Below are 15,931 nucleotides of genomic sequence, written 5' to 3' on the forward strand. Positions count from 1 at the left end.
AATTCGTCATGTGGTATTTCGCCTGGACACTTGGCATCGGTTTTGCCGTGCTGCTCGCCATTCTCAATGCGATGTGGGGGGAGTACGAGGACGCACGCCAGGCGTCGCTGGCCCCGGCTTCGGCAAGTGACGATGACTGAACATGCCGATGCGCCGTCGGCGCCGGAACCCGGCATGCAACTGCCGCTGTTGCTGCTGGCCGTGTCGATCATGCTGGTGACGGTGGCTTGTCCCGCCCTGCTGGCCGATCACGACGGCCGCGCCGACCATGTGGCCGCGCTGCTGGTGTTCTGGTCGATGAGCGCGGGGTTTGTGCGCGGCGTCGGTTTCGTCCCCCAGGCGAGACTGCCGCGCTGGCTGCTGGGCACGACGGCGTCGATCACGGCGCTGCTGTTGGCAGTATGGCGTCTGCTGTAGCGGACTGCTCCGAGGTTGGCCCGGCCATGATTCCATCTGGCCGGGCTTTTTTTGCCCGCTACGCCGCCGATGGCTGACGGGCCGCTGTCAGGGCTTCCCGTTCGCTGATCCACGCTTCCAGCTGTTCCGGCGGCAGTGGGCGGGCCAGCAGGTAGCCCTGCACGATCTGGCAGCCGTGTTCTTCGAGAAAGCGGCGCTGGTACTCGGTTTCCACCCCTTCGGCGACCAGGGTCAGGTTCAGACCGGTGCCGATGCGGATCACGCCGGATGCCAGCGTGCGGGCGCGCGCGCTTTCTTCCAGCTGGTGAATAAAGCCCCGGTCGATCTTCAGCTCGTCGATGGCCAACTGGCCGAGCTGGCTGAGACTGGAATAGCCGGTCCCGAAGTCATCCATGGCCAGCTGGATGCCCAGCGCGCGAATGGCGGCCAGGGTGGCCCGGGTTTCCGAGCGGGTATCCAGCATGGCCCCTTCGGTCAGTTCCAGCCGCAGGTCGCAGGCCGACAGTCCGTGGCGGCGCAGGGTGTCGCTGACCAGCTCGACCAGCTTGATGCTGCGGAAGTGCCGTGGCGACAGATTGACCGAGACCGACGGCACGGGCAGACGCAGGCGACGCCAGTGCGACAACTGGCTGCAGGCCTCGTCCAGCGCCCATTCGCCCAGTGCGTCGCCGAGCCCGCATTCCTCTGCCAGCGGCACGAATTGCGCCGGCGAAATGGTCCCGTGGGCCGGATGCTGCCAGCGCGCCAGCGCTTCCACCCCGTACAGCGAGCCATCGCCGAGCCGGACCTGGGGCTGGTAGTGCAGGGTCAGCTGGCGGGTGCTGATGGCCACGCGCAGTGCGGTTTCCAGAGTCAGCCGGTCCTGGGCACGGCGGTTCAGGTCATGACTGAAGAAGCGGAAGGTGCCGCGTCCGGCCGATTTGGCCTGGTACATGGCCATGTCGGCATGCTTGAACAGGGTGTCGATATCGTCGCCATCATGCGGAAACAGGCTGATGCCGATGCTGACCGACGTCGTGATGGTATGGTCGTCGATACGGACCGGTTCGACCATGCAGGCCAGCAGGCGCTCAACCTCGCTGCCGGCCCGTTCGGCGCCGCAGTCGGGCAGGACCAGCACGAACTCGTCACCGCCGAAGCGGCCGAGGATCCAGTCCTGTTGCGCGTGCTGTTTCAGCCGCTGGGCGACGACCTGCAGCAGGCGATCGCCGATCGGGTGGCCCAGCGAGTCGTTGATGTGCTTGAAGCGGTCCAGATCGAGAAACAGGAACGCCATCTGCGAGCCGCGTTCACGGGTCCGGGCAATGGCCTGATCCAGTTTCTCGCGCAGGAACCAGCGGTTCGGCAGGCCGGTCAGTTCGTCGTACAGCGCCAGGGTCAGGATGCGTGCATTGGCTTCCTCGCGCTCCAGCGCCAGCGCGTACAGGTAGACGCAGGCATCGATGATGCGATGCTGGAACTGCGAAGGCCGCGCCTGCTTGCGGTAGTACAGGGCGAAGGTGCCGACCACCCGTCCGTCGCGCGCCTTGATCGGAATCGACCAGCATGCCTGCAGCCCCAGCGGCAGGGCCAGGTGCTTGTAATCGGCCCACAGCGGATCGGTGTCGATCTGCGACACGATGACCGGGGTGCCACGAAAGGCGGCCGTGCCGCAGGAGCCGACATTCGGGCCGATCGGCAGACCGTCGAGCAGTTGTATATAGCTGTCCGGCAGGCTGGGTGCGGCCAGCGGGCGGATACAGCCTTCCTTGTCGATGCGTACCACCGAGGCGATCACGTCCGGTGCAATGCGCTCGACCTGCAGGCAGATGCGCTCGGCCACTTCGCTGACCGGCAGCCCGCAGGCCACGGCTTCCAGGATGCTGTCCTGCAGCAGCTGCAGTTGCTTGGTTTCCGAAATATTGGTCAGTACCGAGATCGAATGCTGCAGGCGGCCATCCTTGCCGATGGTCGGATTGACCACGGTCGAGACCCAGGTGGCATCGCCCTGCTTGCCGTACAGCAGCAGCTCTTCGTAGATGCTCTCCGGGCGCAGGGCAGCCTGACTGACCCGTTCCAGCGTTTCCCGGTCGGTTTCCGGGCCGGCGAGCACATGGGCCGGCCGCTTGCCGCGCACTTCTTCCAGCTGGTAGCCGAACAGCGTGGTGAAACCGCGGTTCACGAACTGGATCTGCATGTTCCCGTCGCAGATGATGACCGCGTTGTCGGTTTCATGGGCAACCAGGGACAGCAGGTGGCGTTCTTCACGCAGTTGCACGTCGGCACTGACGTCGCGGATGAAAGCGGTATAGGTGATTTTCTTGCCGAGCCGGACCTTGGACAGCGACATGCTGCCCCAGAACGTGGAGCCGTCCTTGCGTTCGATGCGGATTTCGCGCCGGGTGCCGACAATGCGGTCGACACCGGTATCCCGGTTGCGGTTGATCAGCGAATCGTGGACCGGGCGGATGTCGGACGGTACCAGCAGACTGACGTTCCGGCCCAGCACCTCGTCGCGACGGTAACCCCAAAGCTTTTCAGCCGCCGCGTTGAAGAAGGTGATCCGGTTTCGGCTGTCAATGCTGACCACGGCATCGATGGCCTGCGCCAGCGCCTGCAGTTCGGCCGAGGCCAGGGCGCCGCGCCTGAGCTTGCCTGCCAGTTTGACTAAGGGGGTGAACACGTTTGCGTCTCCGGGACCGAGCTTGTCTGTTCGTTATTTCGGCCTGCGCGACAGGCCCCGTGTCGAAGGGGAGGGCGTTCCTTCGCGATCGGGCCTGCTGTCCGGGCCGGTGCGTCTCTGCCCATGCACATCATATCGACATTTGCTATCTGGGTATTTAGCGATATTTGTTATTTCAGCCGAATTCCGCCTGGCGGAAAAAACCGGGCCGGCCAGCATGAAAGCGCTCATTGAGCACTAATTGCTGTCGGGCAAAATGACACGAATACTGTTGTTTGCGACCTGCCCAGCCATGAGCTCGAGCCCGACTGTTTTCCGCTCCCCCATTGCCGCCCTCCCTTCCCCCGTCCGCGACACATGGCGGACGGGCGGCTGGCTCAGGCTGTCCTGGCCGCTGGCCATCGGGCTGCTGTGCGCCCTGCTGGTCTGTCTGCTGCCCGGCACGCTTGGCCATACCCCCTGGAAACAGGACGAGGCCTACAGCTTCGGCATCATTCAGCATATGGTCGAAAGCGGGCAATTGCTGGTGCCGACCAATGCCGGCCAGCCGTTTCTGGAAAAACCGCCGCTGTATTACTGGACGGCAACGCTGTTTGCCCACTGGCTTCGACCCGTCCTGCCACTGCATGACGCCGCACGGCTGGCCAGCGCCTTTTACACCGGGCTGGCGGCGGTCTTTGCCACGCTGTTTGCCCGGGCCTCGTTTGCTGCGGCACGACTGACTGACCGGTGGGTGCTGATGACGCTGGCGCTGTATCTCGGCTCGGTCGGCATGATCAAGCACGTGCACGACCTGTTTACCGATGTTGCGCTGTGCGCCGGCGTGATGCGGTCTGGCTGGGGCTGGGGGTCGGCATGGCCGCGATGAGCAAGGGGCTGTTCATTCCGGCGATCTTTGCCCTGAGCAGCGTGCTGCTGCCGGTGCTGCTGCCCGCTTGCCGGACACGGCGCTATCTGAACCGATTGCTGCCAGACTGGTAGTACTGCCGCTAGCTGCTGGCCGAAACCCGGGGCGCGCCGATGCCGCTACCATCGGGCTGGGCGCTGTTCTGGCGAGGCAGTCAGGAGGGTGACACGTCGGAACACCTGACCCTGTTCGAGCGCGCCGCGCACTGACTGCAGGCGCCGCGCGCAGGTCAGGCCCGGCTGCCATCTATGATGATCTGACAGCGTCTTCCCGTGCGTAACCGCCGTGCTGGCACGGCATTTGCGTCTGCGTGGAGCGTACGCCGCACCCCTGCGGCGAATCAGACACGGGAGCAGCCATGCACGCGCTTACCTTGCCGGCACCGGCGCATTACGACGAAATGCTGCTTGCCTCGGGCGCCGTGCGCCCGCACTACCAGCCGTTTGCCGACTGGCTGCATGCGCATACGCCGCAGTGGCTGGCGGACAAGCATGCCGAAGCCGATCTGTTGTTCCACAAGGCCGGGATCACCTTTGCCGTTTACGGCGACGAAGCCGGCGCCGAGCGGCTGATCCCGTTCGACACCGTGCCGCGTATCGTGCCGGCCGACGAGTGGCGGATGCTGGAAGCCGGCCTGCGCCAGCGGGTCAGTGCGCTGAACCGCTTTCTGTACGACATCTATCACGACCATGACATCGTTCGCGCCGGGCTGATTCCGGCCGAGCAGGTGTTTGCCAATGCCCAGTACCAGCCGGCGATGCAGGGGCTGGACCTGCCGCACGACATCTATACCCATATCGCCGGGGTGGACCTGATCCGTCACGCCGACGGTGGCTACTACGTGCTGGAAGACAATCTGCGCGTGCCGTCCGGCGTCAGCTACATGCTGGAAAACCGCAAGATGATGATGCGGCTGTTCCCGGAGCTGTTCGCCCGCTATCCGGTCGCCCCGGTCGAGCACTATCCGACCCTGCTGCTGAACACGCTGCGCCATGCAAGCCAGGTCGAGGCGCCGACGGTGGTGGTGCTGACGCCGGGGCCGTACAACTCGGCCTACTTCGAGCATGCGTTCCTGGCCCAGCAGATGGGGGTTGAGCTGGTCGAGGGCCAGGACCTGTTCGTCAACGACGACGGCGTGTTCATGCGCACCACGGCGGGGCCGCAGCGGGTCGACGTGATCTACCGTCGCATCGACGACGCCTTTCTCGACCCGCTGGCCTTCCGCAGTGACTCGATGCTTGGCGTGCCGGGACTGCTGTCCGCCTATCGTCAGGGCACGGTGATCCTGGCCAATGCGATCGGCACCGGGGTGGCCGACGACAAGTCGATCTATCCGTTCGTGCCGGACATGATCCGCTTCTACCTTGGCGAGGAGCCGATTCTGTACAACGTGCCGACCTGGCAGTGCCGGCGTGCGGAAGACCTGTCACACGTGCTGGCCCACCTGCCCGAGCTGGTCGTGAAGGAAGTCCATGGTGCCGGCGGCTACGGCATGCTGGTCGGCCCGGCGGCCAGCCGGCAGGAAATCGACGATTTCCGCCGCCGGATAGAAGCCGCACCGGCCAATTACATTGCCCAGCCGACGCTGTGCCTGTCGAGTTGCCCGACCTTTGTCGACAGCGGCATCGCGCCACGCCATATCGACCTGCGACCGTTCGTGCTGACCGGCCGCGAGATTTCGATGGTGGCCGGCGGGCTGACCCGGGTCGCGCTGAAGGCCGGTTCGCTGGTGGTGAACTCGTCACAGGGCGGCGGCACCAAGGACACCTGGGTGCTGGAATCCGGCCCCTCCCTCTAAAGACTACGGAACCGATCCCATGCTCTCGCGCACTGCTGCCCAGCTCTACTGGATGAGCCGATACCTGGAGCGCGCCGAAAATCTGGTGCGCATGCTTGATGTCACCCACTCGCTGTCGCTGCTGCCGCAATCGCGCGGCAGCGGCATCGAACTGAATGCGCCGCTGGTGGTGACCGGCTCGCTGCAGGCCTTCGAGGCCAAGCAGGTTCAACTGGACGTCGAACGGCTGTTCGACTTCATGGCGCTGGATCTGGACAACCCGTCCTCGGTGCTCAGCTGCATCAAGGCCGCGCGCGAAAACGCCCATGCGGTGCGTGGCCAGATCACGGCGGAAATGTGGGAGGCGATCAATGCCACCTGGCTCGAAGGCCGTACGCTGCCCGCGCGCGGCGTGCCGAACGTGTCGTCGTTTTTCGACTGGGTGAAGGAGCGCTCGCACCTGTTCCGCGGCGCGACGCACGGCACCCTGCAGCGCAATGACGCCTTCTGCTTTATCCGTCTCGGCATCTTTATCGAGCGAGCCGACAATACTGCGCGGCTGCTGGACGTGAAGTCGCATCTGGTGGCCGAAGCCGCCGAGGACAGCGCACCGGACTTCTACGCCTGGAGTGCGCTGCTGCGTTCGCTGTCGGCGTTCGAGGCCTATCACGCTGCCTATCGCGACAGCCTGGATGCACGGCGGGTGACCGAACTGCTGATCCTGCGTCCGGACGTGCCGCGTTCGCTGCGCGCCTGCTATGCCGAAATCTGGTCCAACCTGGCCGAGGTCAGGGGCGGGCAGGGCGGGGAAGATGCCGGCCGCATTGCCAAGCAACTGGCCGGGCAACTGGCGATCAGCCTCGAGTACGGGGCGGTTGACGAGATCCTGGCCGAGGGACTGCACGAATGGCTGACCGGTTTCCTGGCGCGTTCGGCCGAACTCGGCGAAGCGATCCAGACCGCCTATCTGGAAGCCGGCTGATGCGCGGCCGCGCACGCCGCTCCGATTCCTTTTCTGCCGGGAGCCCGTCATGAAGCTGGCCATCGAACACGACACGATTTACCGCTACGACCACCCGGTCCGGCGCAGCATCCAGTATCTGCGGCTGACGCCGCGCTCCTCGGCGCGCGTGCGCGTACTCGACTGGCGGCTGGAGCTGCCGGCGCGGGCGAAAGCGGGGACCGATGCCTACGGCAATACGCTGCATGTGCTGACGCTCGACGTGCCGCATGTCGACATCCACCTGCGCGCGGTCGGCACGGTGGAGACCGACGATCGCGAGGCGGATGTCGAAACCGACAACCGGTTGCCGCCCGAGGTGTTCCTGCGCGATACGCCGCTGAGCCTTGCCGATGCCGCGCTGTCCGGTTTCGCCGCCGGATTTGCCGGTGCGGTGATGGCCGATCGCCGCCGGGGCTTCGAGCACCTGATGGTGGCGCTGGCGGAGCACATGCCGTATACGCCGGGCGTGACCCATGCGGCCACTTCGGCGGCAGAAGCGTTCGCCGGCCGGCTGGGCGTGTGCCAGGACCACAGCCACGCGATGATTGCCTGCGCGCGCCGGCTCGGCGTGCCGGCGCGTTACGTCAGCGGCTATCTGGCCACCGATATCGAGCATGTCGCCAGCCATGCCTGGGCCGAGCTGTGGATGGACGGCGGCTGGCTGGGCTACGACGCCAGCAATCTGTGCCTGGCTGCCGGCCGGCATGTGAAGCTGGCGGTCGGGCTCGACTATCTCGATGCCTGCCCGGTGCGCGGCATGCGGGTCGGCGGCGGCGATGAAATCATGCATATCGCGGCCCGGGTGGTGTCGTCGGCAGCAGATCAGTAAAAGCGCGTGGCAGACCGGAGCCGACAGGCTACAGTGATGCCCTCCAAACGATTTTCCTGTACACGATCGCCATGACTTATTGCGTAGCCATGCGGCTGGAAGCCGGCCTGCTGTTCGCCTCGGATTCGCGGACCAATGCGGGTATCGACCACATTTCCACCTTCCGCAAGATGACCGTGTTCGAGGCGCCCGGCGAGCGCCTGCTGGTGCTGCTGAACTCGGGCAATCTGGCGACTACCCAGAGTGTGATCAGCCTGCTGCGCCAGCGGCTGGGCCATGACGGGCCGAACCTGATGAACGTGGCATCGATGTATGACGCGGCCAGCCTGCTGGGCAGCACCATCCGGGAGGTTATGGCGCGCGACAGTACCGGGCATGCCACGCTGGACCAGGGCGTCGACTATGGTGGCAGTTTCCTGATCGGCGGGCAGATCCGGAGTGAGGTCACGCGCCTGTTTCAGGTCTACCCGCAGGGCAATTTCATCGAGGCCAGCGAGGACACGCCCTATTTCCAGATTGGCGAGGCCAAGTACGGCAAGCCGATCATCGACCGGGTGCTGCACTACCGTACGCCGCTGGCAGAAGCCGCCAAATGTACGCTGATCTCGTTCGATTCGACCGTGCGCAGCAACCTGTCGGTCGGGCTGCCGATCGACATGCTGATCTACCGCACCGACTCGTTCGCGCCGGCGGTTCCCCATCGCATCGGCGAAGACGACCCGTATTTCCACCAGTTGAGCCGGGGCTGGGGAGAAGGCCTGCGCCAGGTGTTTGGCGGCCTGCCGGATGCGGACTGGTTCGACTGAGCCGGCCACCTGGCCCGGATGAAAAAACCGCCGCGAGGGCTGCTCGCGGCGGTTTTTTCATTGTTGTACCGTCATTCCCACGGCGGTACCGACGCGTCCCCGACCGGGGCCGCTGCCGGCGTGACGGCCGGCGCCGGCCGTGCCGGTGCTGGCGCCGGTGACGATTCGCCATCGACCGGCAGTTCTCCGCCGAGCGCCTCGATCAGCTCGCCGATCAGGCCGCGCAGCTCGCCGACCATCAGCAGCAGGGTGGCGTCGAACAGCGCTTCGGCGTCGTCGCCGGCCTGGCTGGCCTCGTCCTCGATCACGTCGAGGAACTGGACCCGTTTCAGTTCCAGCTTGTCGGTCAGCACGAAGCGGATGCGTTCCTGCCAGATCAGCCCGAGGCGGGTGACCTGCTTGCCGGTATCGACGTGCTGGCGGACTTCCTGCGCGGTCAGGTCCTGGCGCGCGCAGCGGATGGTGGCGCCATCATCGCCGGGCGATTTCAGTTCGCAGTCGCTGTCGAGCTCGAAACCGTCCGGTGCGCCTTCGGCCAGCCACATGGTCATGGCCGTGGCCGGCGACAGCGCCGTGCGCGGCAGGAGGGCCGGGAACGGCGGCAGTTGTTCGCGGATGGCGCTGACCAGATTCTCGGCCTTGGTCCCGCCGGCATCGGCGACCAGCCAGCCGGATTGCGGATCGATATAGCAGCGGCTGCGACCGCTCTTGGTGAACGCACGCGGCAGCAGATCGTCCTCGACCGTCTCGCGCAGTTCCTTCTTTTCCTTGCGACCGACCTGGCGCAGTTCCTTTTCTTCGATCTCGGCCACGCGGCGTTCGACGAAGTCACGCACCACGGCGGCCGGCAGCACCTTGTCCTCGCGCTTCAGCGTCACCAGCGCGGCACCGCCGGCGCGGGCCAGCATCTGGTCCGGCTTGTGCGGTGCGGCGGGGACGAAACCGTCGCTGTACCAGTCCAGCCCGCCGCACGTGGCGAACGGATGCCGGGCCAGGGCGGTTTCGAGCTTGTCGAAATCGGGCAGCTGTCTGGGGTCGAGGCGGAAGAGGGCAAGCTGGCGGAACCACATCGCGTAGCGCTCCTGAGTTGATGGCAAGGCGGCGATTGTAAGCGCTGGACGCCGGCCGGGCACGGCCGATTGCAGGCTGCCGCATGCCGCCGCAACTGATCCGGCACTTAAGCCGCTGTTTTTGGATGATTTGCGCCGGAACCCCGCATGCCGGCGCTAAAAACTGCTTGCCATTGCCGGTCCGGCTGCTTAATATTGCGACCTCTCGACGCCACTGGCGGTGCTATTTGCCGCGAACGTCGGGGAAAGATCGGGGTGTAGCTTAGCCTGGTAGAGCGCTACGTTCGGGACGTAGAGGCCGGAGGTTCGAATCCTCTCACCCCGACCAGTCTTTCCAACCATGACGAAAACCCGTTTCGTCTGGTCGAGCCGGTACCATTCGGGGTGTAGCTTAGCCTGGTAGAGCGCTACGTTCGGGACGTAGAGGCCGGAGGTTCGAATCCTCTCACCCCGACCAGAATTTGCAGTCAATGAAAACGCCGCACAGTCTGCCTGTGCGGCTTTTTGTTTTTCCGTCAGACCATGTTTTCCGGCCGGACCCAGGCATCGAAATCGTCGGCGCTGGTTGCGCCAAGGGCGATCGCCGCGTCGCGCAGCGTCAGCCCGTGATGGTGGGCATGCTTGGCGATGGCGGCGGCACGGTCGTAGCCGATATGCGGCGCCAGTGCGGTGACCAGCATCAGTGAGCGCGACATCAGTTCGGCAATGCGTTCTTCGCGGGCGACGATGCCGCGCGCGCAGTGGTGATCGAACGAACGCGAGGCATCGGCCAGCAGTCGCACGCTCTGCATGAACGCATCAATGATGACCGGCTTGTACACATTCAGCTCGAAGTTGCCGCTGGCGCCGGCGAGGTTCACCGTCGTGTCGTTGCCGAGTACGCGCACGCAGGCCATGGTCAGCGCTTCGGCCTGGGTCGGATTGACCTTGCCCGGCATGATCGAACTGCCCGGTTCGTTTTCCGGCAGGGACAGCTCGCCGAGCCCCGAGCGCGGACCGCTCGCCAGCCAGCGAATGTCGTTGGCGATCTTGAACAGCGCGGCGGCCAGCGTCTTCAGTGCACCATGGGCATGGACCAGCGGTTCGTGCCCGGCCAGCGCGGCGAACTTGTTCGGCGCACTCTCGAATGGCAGCCCGGTGTCGCGCGCCAGTTCCGCTGCCATGTGTCCGGCAAAATCCGGGTGCGCATTCAGGCCGGTCCCGACCGCCGTGCCCCCGATGGCGAGCTGGTACAGCGTCGGCAGCGCGGCTTCGACATAGCCGATGGCCAGATCGAGCTGGGCGACATAGCCGGAGAACTCCTGGCCCAGCGTCAGCGGTGTCGCATCCTGCAGATGCGTGCGACCGATCTTGATGATGTGGGCGAAGGTGCGCGCTTTTTCCGCCAGTGTGTCGCGCAGTGCACGCACCGCCGGCAGCAACTGGTCGTGCAGGCCTTCGGCGGCGGCAACGTGCATGGCGGTCGGGAACACGTCATTCGACGACTGGCCGTGGTTGACGTCATCGTTCGGATGGATCAGCCGTGCCTCGCCGCGCGTGCCGCCGAGTTTTTCCGAGGCCAGGTTGGCCAGCACCTCGTTCATGTTCATGTTGCTCTGCGTGCCCGAGCCGGTCTGCCAGACCGACAGCGGAAACTCGCCCGGATGGCGGCCATGGATCACATCGTCGGCGGCATCCATGATGGCTTTTGCCTTGTGCGAATCAAGCTGGCCCAGCGTGGTATTGACCCCGGCCGCCGCGCGCTTGATCCGTGCCAGCGCCCGGATCAGCCCCTCGGGCATCCGTTCGGTGGAAATGGCGAAGTGTTCCAGCGAACGCTGGGTCTGTGCCCCCCACAGGCGGTCGGCCGGCACGTCGATGGGGCCGAAACTGTCGTGTTCGGAACGGGTAGCACTCATGGGGAGGACTCCTTTGACTGACTGTGTGGGGGAGGGGCCGGACGATGAAGAAAGGCGCTGCCAGTATGGCACAGCCGATACGGGTGGGCGGCGCATGGCGCGATGCATATCGGGCACAAACAGAATTTGGAAATCGTAATTGGTTTCTTTTGCTTATATGCCGACTCCATTACAGTCCCCCCATGTGACCGGGAAGCCGGGCCGACAGACTGCAACGGAAGCGCTATGAGCATCGCCGACTTCGACATCGTGATTCAACCTGGCTGGCAGGATTCCTCGGCCGAACACTGGCAAAGCCGCTGGCAACTGGCATGGCCTGACGCCGTGCGGGTGGCCCATGGCAACTGGGATACGCCGGAGCTGCCGCGCTGGCTCGACGGGCTGGATGCGGCCCTGGCCGCATGCCGCAAGCCGGCGCTGGTGGTCGCCCACAGCCTGGGTTGCGTGACCGTTGCTCATCATGTGCGCCGGGGAGGCCGGCCGATTGCCGGTGCGCTGCTGGTGGCGCCGGCCGATGTCGAGCGCAGCGGCGTACCGGCGGCGCTGGCCGGATTTGCCCCGATCCCGGCGGCAGCATTGCCGTTTCCCGCCATACTGGTAGCCAGCGACGATGACCCGTATTGCCCGCTGGACCGGGCGGAAGCGCTGGCTGGCGCCTGGCGCACCGACCTGGTGCGAATTGGCAAGGCCGGGCATATCAACGCGGCATCGGGTCTGGGTGACTGGGCACAGGGGCGGGTGCTGCTCGAACTGCTGGCGAGGACGGTGGGCGGCGCCGGCCCTGCCCGGTCAGGAAAAATCCGGTAGTTGTGTCAGGAGAACGTTCGGGTGATAGAAGCTGGATCCGAGATCGAAAGTCATCCCGTATGGATTCTGCCCACGGATACGGAAATCATAACAGCTGTATTCTGTATCGACTCTGTAGTTGTACACCTGATCGTGGAGAATCGCCTTGATATGCCCTTCCACAATGGGCGTTCGATAGGGACCATTGAAACAGGGCCTGACTTCGACAAGCCCGTTTGCATGCGCTTCGGTGGTGCAGGCAATTTCGCCATTGACTTGATGGTTAATGCGGAATGACTGTTGCGATGCAGGCAGAACCAATTCTTCTTGCTCAATTTGCAGGCAATGACCAGCGTGGATGGTGGCAATGTTTTTCCGCGTGTCGGCACCCTGTATGGAGGTCCATATTTTTTTCCCTGCCGCATTATAAAAATAAGAATGCGTTTGTGTTTTTCCCTGCTCTGTAGTGGTTAATTTCGTAATATTGTTTGCCGCGCCATAAAGAAACTTCTTCTGTGTGGTGGTGTTGAATCGGGTGCAGGTATTGCTGATGATGTTGCCTTCCGTGTCGTAGGCCAGGTCAACCTGGGTGCGAGTCAGGGAGCCAGACTGTGTCGTCAATATTTTTTCAAGCCGAAAGGCGGTGTTGTAGGTATACAGGGACTCCGTTTCTTCTCTGCCTGATTCTCCTCTGATTCGATAAATATTGTTCAGGCTATCGTACTCGAAACGCTGATAATTTTGTATTTGATCATACTCGTTACGGTAAACGACATTGCCTGCTCTCCTCCATTTCCAGAGGGAGCCACGGCTGTTGTACTCATACGTTTCGGACCACTTGTGGGTATTTGTGGCGCTGAATGTGTAGGAGACATCGCTGAGCTGCAAATGCCTGTTGTATTGCATGACGGTTTGCAGAATGTTGTGATTGTAAAAAATGTAATTGTTGCAAACAACCAGATTATAATTTCCGTAGTGAAAATTTTTCCTGATGCCATTGTAAACACTGTTTCTGGACAGATGCTTTGCATAATTGTCGATGCCGGTGATATTCCCCGTCGCTGCTGAACGATGGATATGGGAAAGCCAGATAATGGAATTGTTCAATTCTCTATGCGTAAGGTAAAAGATAACGAATTTTTCGTTGCCGTTGCCGTCGTATTTGTATACTGCTCTGATGATGGATGCGTTTTTATTGAAAGAGACCTGGACCTGCTCTGGCTTCCCACAAACGGTAGGAAGAATTTCTGTCGAGTATCTTCCCAGTGCGCTAAAGCCCCAGCTTCCAGTTTCCTTTACCAGTTGATTAAACTGGTTGTAGGCCAGTGTTCTGGTGAACGTTCCTTCATTTTGAACGACTTTATCCTCTACCAGCAAACCGGTTTTTTCATCGTAGCTGAATGAGAAAACCGATATTGTGATGCGAGACTCATCCAGGATTTTTTGCTTTGTGACCTGACCAAGTGCCGAGTTGTATTCATAATCCCATGCACGCCCGCCGGATATGGAAATGCGGTTTGGGCATGTAAAAATATTGGTTTTTGAATAGTCGTAATCGGATTTTGCCGACAATGTTGTCGAAGTGGTAACCCTGTCCAGCCCATCGTATGTTGATTCTCCGATAACAACAGAGTCAACGGATATTCTGGATATCAGTGTGTCGCTGCTATGCGGTGCATAGGCATAAAGGGTTGTGCCGCTCGATGTGCCGGTCTCGGAAATTTTTCTGTCGAATGCATCGTACAGAAAATATTTTTCTTCTCTTTCCGTTCGCGTATGCAAACGCAGTCTCATGAAATCATCATAAGAGAACGTCTCTGTAACGTCGGGCGTGCTCGCTTTGCTCGATGGGTAAGTTTCCTCCTTTGAAACCTGATGGGTGTCATTCCAGTATGCTATTGTTTTTTTGTCGCCAGGTGTCGAGATGGTAGTAACGGTTTTCTGGTTTGCATTGCCCTGGACTGTGTCGTATTCATAGACATCCTTTGACAGGGTTGTATCGTATTTTGACAGAAGCTCATTATAAATATTCCATTTGTAATAAGTAATGAGTGTTACCAATGGGGCGACAGGCGTCACCGTGCTTGCTGGATTTGGGTAATCGAAACGGGTTTCTGTCGAAAGCTGGTTGAGGTCATTGAACTCATTGCGAATGATTTCATAGCTGATGCCGGGTGCCTCCGGAGAGGAAGAACGGCTGGAGGGGGCGAGCCAGGAGGTACTGATCAGATTGCCTGAGCCATCGAATATCTCTATTTCAGCGTAAGGAAGGGATGACCTTGTCGTGGTGGTGCTATTGGAAAGTGCATCGAATACGACATCTGTCGTCATGGAGCCGGGATAGCCTTTGGCGTATGTGCTTCTTGTAATTCTTCCCAGTTGATCATATTCAAAATCGGTAATATTGTTGTTGTTGTCGGTGGAAGAAATGACATCTGCTGTGATATAGCGCTGGGTGATGGATTCTGTTTTTTTTATTTCTGAATTATCATGGCCTGTTGTTTCTTTTTTTATGGTAACGGTATTGTCCGCCGAATTGTCGGCATAGGTGAAAGTGACCGTTGTTGCAAAATAGGCTGGTGCGGCTGCTTCTCCCTGTGTTGCGATACCGCCAGTTTCACTGACTGCTTTTGTCATGCGGCCTGGATCATCATAAGTGTAGGCTGTTTTTTTTAATGGGCTTATGCTGGATGGTGAATTTTTGTCTTTAAAGAAGAATTGTTCGTTGTTGCTCTGGATCAGGTCGGTGTTCGTGGATTTTGCATAGGTGTATTGCCATGTTTTTTGGGGGAGCTCATCGGGCGCTGTTTTGGATGAACGTGTTTTTGATTTAAGAAAGCGAATGAATCCATTTTGCTCGGGGGGGCAGAGTACGGTGCCATCCTCTGCCGTCTCTCCTGCCGCCGGATAATAAACATACCACTCTCTCATTCCATCCATGTTTCTGAAATTTATCAAATTTGAATAATCATCATATTCTAAAGTCGTATAAAAATTCGTGTACACCTTGTTGCTGCCTGTTCCAGTGACCGACTTGATGTCAGTTCGCACCGGAAGCATGAAACTTGGAGACTGGCCATCAATCCCTGCAGAATATTTTAATTGATAGGAAAAACTGGTAAAGCAGATGCGATCGCTGGATTTTTCTTGCGGTAGTATTTTTGAGAGCAGATAGAATTTGTTGTAGGTGTGTGTCACCGTCTTTGACGGGGTGTCCTTGTTTCCCACCGTTTCAATGACTCTGTATGAATAGGACCCGGGTAAATTTTCCAGATTGTCCGTGTTGTCTACCCAGGTTGTAATATCGGGATAGCCCAGATAATTCCTGCGAGGATATTCGTACCGGATATCGACAGTTTTCTTGGGGGCGACGGAAAAGGCAGTTCGGGTGATAAATACGGCTGACACAGCCGATATGGCCGCTTGCAGCCCGGAGGGAGCGGGCAGGGTCGTGTACTCTATTGTAATGACCCAGTAAAAACCTGCTCACGCCATAATCAAGGAAACAGACGATGAGCGTGAAGATGGAAGAAGATATCAAACGATGGACGGCCAGGCGCAAGAGCGCGCTGGTGCTGGATATCATCCAGGGCAAGACCACGGTGGCCGAGGCCAGCCGTGCCTATGATCTGTCTCCCTCGGAGGTCGAGCAATGGGTCGATGATGGCAAGCGGGGCATGGAGAATGCCCTGCGGGCCAACCCGCTGGACATCAAGGAACAGTACGAACGGCAGATCAAGGATTTGCAAGAGGCTTACGGCGAAGCCATGCTGGAG

14 protein-coding genes and 2 tRNA genes are annotated in these 15,931 nt (G+C 60.9%); 12 read left to right on the top strand and 4 right to left on the bottom strand.

Features of this window, described 5'->3' with window-relative positions:
* Nucleotides 1-8 precede the first annotated feature (8 nt).
* The gene (gene cydX, locus Q352_RS22940; RefSeq protein ID WP_036386708.1) at nucleotides 9-140 is read left to right on the top strand and encodes a cytochrome bd-I oxidase subunit CydX; all 132 of its coding nucleotides are present in this window, start codon (nucleotides 9-11) and stop codon (nucleotides 138-140) included.
* Nucleotides 133-417: a cyd operon YbgE family protein gene (locus Q352_RS0116035; protein WP_036386709.1), complete on the top strand. Its 285-nt coding sequence runs from the start codon at nucleotides 133-135 to the stop codon at nucleotides 415-417. Before cydX ends, Q352_RS0116035 begins: the two co-directional genes overlap by 8 nt.
* A 58-nt stretch (nucleotides 418-475) precedes the next feature.
* On the opposite strand, the gene Q352_RS21585 is transcribed toward Q352_RS0116035, so the two are convergent.
* Nucleotides 476-3,079 (bottom strand): EAL domain-containing protein, encoded by a 2,604-nt coding sequence (locus tag Q352_RS21585; RefSeq protein WP_051529025.1) that lies wholly within the window; start codon nucleotides 3,077-3,079, stop codon nucleotides 476-478.
* 292 nt (nucleotides 3,080-3,371) lie between these two features.
* Here Q352_RS21585 and Q352_RS0116045 point away from each other — a divergent pair, with 292 nt between their 5' ends.
* The 6 genes from Q352_RS0116045 (at nucleotide 3,372) to Q352_RS0116070 (ending at nucleotide 8,401) form a co-directional block, all read left to right on the top strand.
* Complete coding sequence (locus Q352_RS0116045; protein WP_028500209.1) at nucleotides 3,372-3,947, top strand: ArnT family glycosyltransferase; 576 nt, start codon at nucleotides 3,372-3,374, stop codon at nucleotides 3,945-3,947.
* The gene (locus Q352_RS24355) at nucleotides 3,935-4,060 is read left to right on the top strand and encodes a hypothetical protein (RefSeq protein WP_268807642.1); all 126 of its coding nucleotides are present in this window, start codon (nucleotides 3,935-3,937) and stop codon (nucleotides 4,058-4,060) included. Before Q352_RS0116045 ends, Q352_RS24355 begins: the two co-directional genes overlap by 13 nt.
* A 284-nt stretch (nucleotides 4,061-4,344) precedes the next feature.
* Nucleotides 4,345-5,784: a circularly permuted type 2 ATP-grasp protein gene (locus Q352_RS0116055; protein WP_028500210.1), complete on the top strand. Its 1,440-nt coding sequence runs from the start codon at nucleotides 4,345-4,347 to the stop codon at nucleotides 5,782-5,784.
* 19 nt (nucleotides 5,785-5,803) lie between these two features.
* Nucleotides 5,804-6,745, top strand: coding sequence for an alpha-E domain-containing protein (locus Q352_RS0116060; RefSeq protein ID WP_028500211.1), 942 nt, complete (start codon nucleotides 5,804-5,806; stop codon nucleotides 6,743-6,745).
* 49 nt (nucleotides 6,746-6,794) lie between these two features.
* A complete protein-coding gene (locus tag Q352_RS0116065; RefSeq protein WP_028500212.1) occupies nucleotides 6,795-7,595 on the top strand; it encodes a transglutaminase family protein in 801 nt (266 codons plus the stop codon).
* Nucleotides 7,596-7,666: 71 nt separating this feature from the next.
* A complete protein-coding gene (locus tag Q352_RS0116070; protein ID WP_028500213.1) occupies nucleotides 7,667-8,401 on the top strand; it encodes a proteasome-type protease in 735 nt (244 codons plus the stop codon).
* A gap of 71 nt (nucleotides 8,402-8,472) precedes the next feature.
* Here Q352_RS0116070 and Q352_RS0116075 read toward each other — a convergent pair whose 3' ends face one another.
* Nucleotides 8,473-9,471, bottom strand: coding sequence for a recombination-associated protein RdgC (locus Q352_RS0116075; protein WP_028500214.1), 999 nt, complete (start codon nucleotides 9,469-9,471; stop codon nucleotides 8,473-8,475).
* A 251-nt stretch (nucleotides 9,472-9,722) separates the two neighbouring features.
* Between Q352_RS0116075 and Q352_RS0116080 the strand changes: the two genes are divergently transcribed.
* Together Q352_RS0116080 and Q352_RS0116085 are read left to right on the top strand one after the other, a co-directional pair.
* Nucleotides 9,723-9,799, top strand: a tRNA-Pro gene (locus Q352_RS0116080).
* Nucleotides 9,800-9,851: 52 nt separating this feature from the next.
* A tRNA-Pro gene (locus Q352_RS0116085) sits at nucleotides 9,852-9,928 on the top strand.
* A 58-nt stretch (nucleotides 9,929-9,986) separates the two neighbouring features.
* Here Q352_RS0116085 and fumC read toward each other — a convergent pair.
* A complete protein-coding gene (fumC, locus tag Q352_RS0116090) occupies nucleotides 9,987-11,369 on the bottom strand; it encodes a class II fumarate hydratase (RefSeq protein ID WP_028500215.1) in 1,383 nt (460 codons plus the stop codon).
* A 225-nt stretch (nucleotides 11,370-11,594) separates the two neighbouring features.
* On the opposite strand from fumC, the gene Q352_RS21590 reads away from it, so the two are divergent.
* Nucleotides 11,595-12,176: an RBBP9/YdeN family alpha/beta hydrolase gene (locus tag Q352_RS21590; RefSeq protein ID WP_036386711.1), complete on the top strand. Its 582-nt coding sequence runs from the start codon at nucleotides 11,595-11,597 to the stop codon at nucleotides 12,174-12,176.
* Here the strand turns inward: Q352_RS21590 and Q352_RS23545 are convergent.
* Complete coding sequence (locus Q352_RS23545; RefSeq protein WP_156952577.1) at nucleotides 12,159-15,563, bottom strand: RHS repeat domain-containing protein; 3,405 nt, start codon at nucleotides 15,561-15,563, stop codon at nucleotides 12,159-12,161. The genes Q352_RS21590 and Q352_RS23545 overlap by 18 nt on opposite strands.
* 104 nt (nucleotides 15,564-15,667) lie before the next feature.
* On the opposite strand from Q352_RS23545, the gene Q352_RS0116105 reads away from it, so the two are divergent.
* The coding region (locus tag Q352_RS0116105) for a DUF1153 domain-containing protein (protein WP_036386714.1) at nucleotides 15,668-15,931 on the top strand (264 nt) is incomplete at its 3' end.

Origin of the sequence: Microvirgula aerodenitrificans DSM 15089 (genome assembly GCF_000620105.1) — a bacterium.
Classification (GTDB): Bacteria; Pseudomonadota; Gammaproteobacteria; order Burkholderiales; family Aquaspirillaceae; genus Microvirgula; species Microvirgula aerodenitrificans.